Raw genomic sequence first — 5,004 nt, 5'->3', positions numbered from 1 at the left:
GCAGTGGGGCCTTGATGGAGCGGGTGGGTCCGTGCCAGGGGCCGGTGGCCGAGCACGACCAGTAGGACGTGATGTGGCTGAGTCCCTTCCTGCCGCCGTCGCCCGCGTCCATGGTGAACAGCACCCAGGTACCGTTCTGCCGCACCACGCTGAAGGCGCTGCCGACGCCGCGCTTGCCCTGGTCGCCGAGGACCGGCGCCGCCTTGGCGGCGTCCTTCTGCCAGTCGTCGCCGTCCCAGTAGCGCCAGGCGCCGCGGTCGGCGAGCCGGCCGGTGGGGACGCGGGCGACGTAGGCGCGGGATGTGCCCTTCTCCGCCTGGGCGTTACGGCCGTCGCTGCCGCCGAAGACGTACGTGTGGCCGCCCTGGGTGACGCTCCCGGACCCGTACAGCACCCGCTTGTCGGGGTTGTCGATCCGCGACTGGTCGCTGACCTGCTCGATCGACTGGACCCGCAGGTCGGGCAGCGAGAGCGTGGCCACCTCGGTGCCGAGCGGCACGCCGTAGATCCACGGCGCCTGCGCCTGCTGCCGCTTCCAGAGCAGCACGCGCACGACCTTCTCGTCGGACCCCGGCTCCCGCGCCTCGACGACCGCCTGCACGGGCCAGCGCCACTGGGTGACGGGCGCGGTGGGGTCGGGGAAGAGCGAGGTGGGCGCGGCGCCGGAGGCCTGGCCGAGGACCGTACGCTCCAGGCGGCCGTCGCTCGACATGACGAGCGCCGCATTACGCACCCAGGAGGGCGTCCGGCCGAGGGAGGTGTCCCGCCAGGGGTAGAGCTGCCCCTGCTGATTCGGCGGCCGCCGCACGGTGTCGAGATACGGATCGGACGCCAGCCACAACGTCCGCCCGTCGGGCAGCCGCACCGAGTGGTTGCCGTCACCCCCGGTCCAGTCATCGGCGCGGCTGGTGTCATCCCCGTACCGGACGAACTCCTCGGTCATCCGCCGGTCCTTGGCCCACCCCGAAATCTGCAGCGGCTTGCAGGCCTGCCCCTCGCCGTCGTCCCCGTCGTCGCGATCGGCGTACACGATGACCGCGGCCGCGAGCAGCACGAGGAGCACGACGCCCATGCCCGTCCGCCGGGCGCCGTCCGGTCGTTGACCATTGCTCATCGGGTGCACAGTAGTGGGCGCGGCGGGCTGTTCCCAGCGCTCAGTCGAAGTAGCCCTTCCCGATATACGGGTACAGGCTTCCCGGGCAGTCGTCGCTCGATCCCAGTTCGCGGTGGCCCTTGACGTGGCGGCCCTCGATCCTGGCGCCGGCCTGGTCGTTCGTCCGTACCCAGTCGGCGACGGCCTTTATTTCGTCGAGCATCGCCTGCGGCGGCTCCTTGTTCTCCGAGCCGAGCAGGCCGCAGATGGCGTAGTAGCGCTCGTTGTTCCACTTCGGGTGCTTCGGGTCCGGGCTGCCGTTCGCACCCGGCTGGACCATGAGGCCGCGTCCCACGAAGGTGTAGCCGTGCCGGCAGACCAGGTAGTTGTAGGCGATGTCCGAATAGTCCTCGCCGCCGATGACCGGCCACGGGTGCATCTGCTTCCGCTGGATGAGAATCACCTGGCCGTAGCAGGTGTGCCACGGGTCCCGCGGGTCCCAGTCGTGCTTGTCCATCATTTCGTCTCCGCCACCCGTGTAGTGGATGACGATGCCGCCCCATTCCGGCCAGAATTCCCGGGTGTTCGGGGTTTCCTCGGGTTCTTCGGCCTTCCATTCGGTCCGCGAGATGAATCGCGGCGTCCGCGGCGTGGAGAGCTCGGCGGCCTCCGCCTCCCGCTTGTCCTTATCCTTGCCCTTGCCCTCCTCGTGGCCGCCGTGCAGGGGCTGCTGCCCCACTTGCTCGGCGCGCCGCGCCCACTCGCGCGCGGTTAACTGCCAGTTCGGATTCTCCGGACGCTTCACCTTGTCCCCCTGTGATTGGCTGATTGCGATGCGAGCTGTGATTTGTTGCGGATGGTGCGTGAATTACTGTCCGCTCGCCTCGCCGTAAACGTCATCCAACGACAGGTTGAAATCGGGTAAACCCTGACGGTAGTCCTGCAGTGGACTCATGCGGCGCCACCGCTAAGGTCAATCCATGAGCATCGAGATCCACGAGGTCAGCCGGCCGGACGACGACGTCCTCCGCGCCATTCAGCGGCTGCTCCCCCAGCCCCTCGCCACCGGGCTCCGGGCCCGTATCGAGGACGTCGTCGTCGACGAGGCCGCCCGCGACCAGGATGTCGGTGCCGAGCTCACCCGGGCCGCGGTGCAGGTGGCCGGTGCGGCGGGGGCGCGGAGCGTCGACCTCACTTCCCGGCCCGGCCGCGAGGCCGCTAATCGGCTCTACGGGCGGCTCGGGTTCGAGGCGCGTGAGTCCGTTGTCTATCGGTACGTTCCGGAGGGCGAGTGAGCATGGCCGCTGACCGACCGCTCGCCGTTTTCGACCTCGATGGCACGCTCACCGATACCCGGCATCGGTTGCATTACGTCGAGTCCAGTCCCAAGGACTGGCGCGCCTTCTTCCGTGCCGCCGGGGAGGATCCGCCGCTTGCCCAGGGGGTCGCGCTCGCGCTCGAGTTGGGGAAGGAGTGCGAGATCGGGTACGTGACCGGGCGGCCCGAGTATCTGCGGCGCACCACCCTTCGCTGGCTCACCGACCACGGGCTGCCCGAAGGGCCGTTGTGGATGCGCGCCGCGGGTGACCGGCGGCCCGCTCGCGTCACCAAGCTGCAGTTGCTGCGCGGGCTGGCGGCCGAGCGGGACGTGGCGGCCGTCGTCGACGACGATGAGCAGGTCTGCGCGGCCTACGAGCGCGCCGGGTTCCAGGTCGTACGGGCGGACTGGATGCCGGCCGCCGAGGTGCTGCATGAGGTGCAGGAGGAGGAGGGGCGGACCTGAGGCGGGGGTTCCGGATGCGCGGATTTGTGCAATCTTCTTCCGTGGAAGCGGTCTTGGCGGTCGGCTGTGCGCATGCGGAAACTCAACAGGCCGAGCATCGCCATCCTGATCGCCGCCCTCGTCGTCGGTTCGCTCTGCGCGAGCGCACCGGGGTCACGCGCCCACAAAGCCGCTGACCGCCTCGACCTCGACACCGTCACCATCCCGGAGCTGCAGGCCCGCAGGGACGCGGGGAAGCTGACGTCCGCCCAGCTCACCGCCGCCTATCTGCGCCGGATCAAGGCCGTCGACCCGAAGCTCAACTCCGTCATCCACACCAACCCGGCCGCCCTCCGGCAGGCCGCCGCCAGCGACGCCCGGCACCGCCGCGGCCACATCCGCGGCCCGCTCGACGGCATCCCGGTCCTGCTCAAGGACAACATCGACACCCGCGACCTGCCGACCACCGCGGGCTCCCTCGCCCTCGCCGGCACCCCGCCGGCCGACGACGCCGGCCTGGTCACCCGGCTCCGCGACGCCGGCGCCGTGATCCTCGGCAAGGCCAATCTCTCCGAGTGGGCCAATTTCCGTGCCGCCAAGCCCACCTCGGGCTGGTCGGCCGTCGGCGGGCAGACCAACAACCCGTACGTCCTCGACCGCAATCCCTGCGGCTCGTCCTCCGGCTCCGCCGCCGCCCTCGCCGCCTCCCTCACCCAGGTCGCGATCGGCACCGAGACCGACGGGTCCGTGGTGTGCCCGGCCGGGATGACGGGCGTGGTCGGGCACAAGCCGAGCCTCGGGACGGTCAGTCAGGCGGGGGTCGTCCCGATCTCCGCGGAGCAGGATACGGCCGGGCCGATGGCCCGTAATGTCATCGACACCGCGCTCACCTTCGCTGCCATCAGCGGCACCGAGAGCAGCGCCGAGACCGCTCGTACCAGCACCCTCCGCGGCAAGCGCATCGGGCTCTGGCGGCTGCCCACCCTCGGCAAAGACGTCGACGCGCTGATGACCCGTACCGCGAAGAAGCTGCGCGCCGCCGGGGCCACCGTCGTCGAGGTGGAGATGCCCTATCAGGAGCGGCTCGGTGAGCTCGAATTCCCGGCGCTGCTCAGCGAATTCCACCGGGACATCGACGCCTACCTCGCCACCCGCAAGGGGCCGCGCGATCTGTCCGAGCTGATCGACTTCAATCGCACGCACCCGGAGGAGCAGAGCTGCTTCGCCGGGCAGGAGCTCTTCGAGCAGGCGCTCGCCGCCCCGCCCACCACCGACCCGGAGTACCGGGCCATGCGCGCCGAACTCAACGATCTCTCCCGCCGCTCCATCGACGAGACCATGGCCGCCCACCGCCTCGACGCCATCGCGGCACCCACGAACCCGCCCGCCTGGACGACCGACTGCAAGCGTGGGGACAACGACGTCATCCCGTCCTCGACGCCCGCGGCCGTGTCCGGGTATCCGTCGCTCTCCGTGCCCGCCGGCTTCGTCGGCGAGCTGCCCGTGGGAGTGCTGCTGATGGCCGGAAATCGCCAGGATGCCGGGCTGCTCTCGCTCGGCGCCGCCGTGGAGCGGCGGCTGGACGCCTGGCGCGCTCCCCGCTACCTGCCCTCCATAGGTGGCAACACCACCCGGTAACCTCCCGGCATGTCCTCACTCGGGCCCACCCTCCGCCGCCTCACGACGCAACGGCTCACCCCCCGCCAGGCCCGCCGGGTCCGGGCGATAACCGCGGCCGCGGCCATGGTCATCGTGGCCGCGGCCATGGCCGTACAACTCAACGCCTCCCCCTCCCTCGTGACCCTCGCGCTCTACGGCTGCGCGCTCACCCTCTCCGGCACCGCGATCATGCTGAGCCACCTGGGCCGCACCCGCGTCGCGATGGCGGTGGTGGCGGGCGCGATCGCGCTGGTGGCGGCGGTGGATCCGCTGCTGCGCTGATCGCCGGGGAACTCCCGTTCGCATTGCCTCGTCAAGAGAGGTAACAGGACAGGTGGCGGAGGGCGGGGATCGATGGCGCGGACACGGTTCGCGGTGGCAGGTGCGGTCGCACTGGCACTGGCGGCGGTGGCGGTCTTCACGTACATACGGGACGATCGGGCACCCGCCACCGACAGCCGCGGCAAACCACCCCCCTCCCTGTCTCTTA

6 protein-coding genes are annotated in these 5,004 nt (G+C 70.5%); 4 read left to right on the top strand and 2 right to left on the bottom strand.

Annotation, left to right across the window (positions count from 1 at the left end):
* Positions 1–1,114 (bottom strand): DUF4185 domain-containing protein (locus tag G5C51_RS39760; protein WP_165245450.1); only part of this gene is annotated, 1,114 nt, incomplete at its 3' end.
* A gap of 40 nt (positions 1,115–1,154) precedes the next feature.
* A complete protein-coding gene (locus tag G5C51_RS43535) occupies positions 1,155–1,898 on the bottom strand; it encodes a peptidoglycan recognition protein family protein (protein ID WP_165245448.1) in 744 nt (247 codons plus the stop codon).
* Positions 1,899–2,073: 175 nt separating this feature from the next.
* Here G5C51_RS43535 and G5C51_RS39750 point away from each other — a divergent pair, with 175 nt between their 5' ends.
* The 4 genes from G5C51_RS39750 (at position 2,074) to G5C51_RS39735 (ending at position 4,796) form a co-directional block, all read left to right on the top strand.
* Positions 2,074–2,388, top strand: a complete 315-nt coding sequence (locus G5C51_RS39750) for a GNAT family N-acetyltransferase (RefSeq protein ID WP_165245446.1) — start codon at positions 2,074–2,076, stop codon at positions 2,386–2,388.
* 2 nt (positions 2,389–2,390) lie between these two features.
* Positions 2,391–2,876 (top strand): phosphatase domain-containing protein, encoded by a 486-nt coding sequence (locus tag G5C51_RS39745; RefSeq protein ID WP_206314823.1) that lies wholly within the window; start codon positions 2,391–2,393, stop codon positions 2,874–2,876.
* A 72-nt stretch (positions 2,877–2,948) separates the two neighbouring features.
* Positions 2,949–4,493 carry an amidase family protein gene (locus G5C51_RS39740; protein WP_165245442.1) on the top strand — a complete coding sequence of 515 codons (1,545 nt, stop codon included), beginning with the start codon at positions 2,949–2,951 and terminating at the stop codon, positions 4,491–4,493.
* 9 nt (positions 4,494–4,502) lie between these two features.
* Positions 4,503–4,796: a hypothetical protein gene (locus G5C51_RS39735; RefSeq protein ID WP_165245440.1), complete on the top strand. Its 294-nt coding sequence runs from the start codon at positions 4,503–4,505 to the stop codon at positions 4,794–4,796.
* Positions 4,797–5,004 lie beyond the last annotated feature (208 nt).

The sequence above is a fragment of the Streptomyces coryli genome (genome assembly GCF_011044975.1).
GTDB lineage: Bacteria > Actinomycetota > Actinomycetes > Streptomycetales > Streptomycetaceae > Streptomyces > Streptomyces coryli.
The sequence above is the reverse complement of the archived record's forward strand: the minus strand, read 5'-3'. Positions and strand labels throughout refer to the sequence as shown.

Bases quoted from the DNA above. Each gene is read 5' to 3' on its own strand.
- G5C51_RS39750 (WP_165245446.1), top strand. From the start codon at position 2,074: ATGAGCATCGAGATCCACGAGGTCAGCCGGCCGGACGACGACGTCCTC.
- G5C51_RS39745 (WP_206314823.1), top strand. From the start codon at position 2,391: ATGGCCGCTGACCGACCGCTCGCCGTTTTCGACCTCGATGGCACGCTC.
- G5C51_RS39740 (WP_165245442.1), top strand. From the start codon at position 2,949: ATGCGGAAACTCAACAGGCCGAGCATCGCCATCCTGATCGCCGCCCTC.
- G5C51_RS39735 (WP_165245440.1), top strand. From the start codon at position 4,503: ATGTCCTCACTCGGGCCCACCCTCCGCCGCCTCACGACGCAACGGCTC.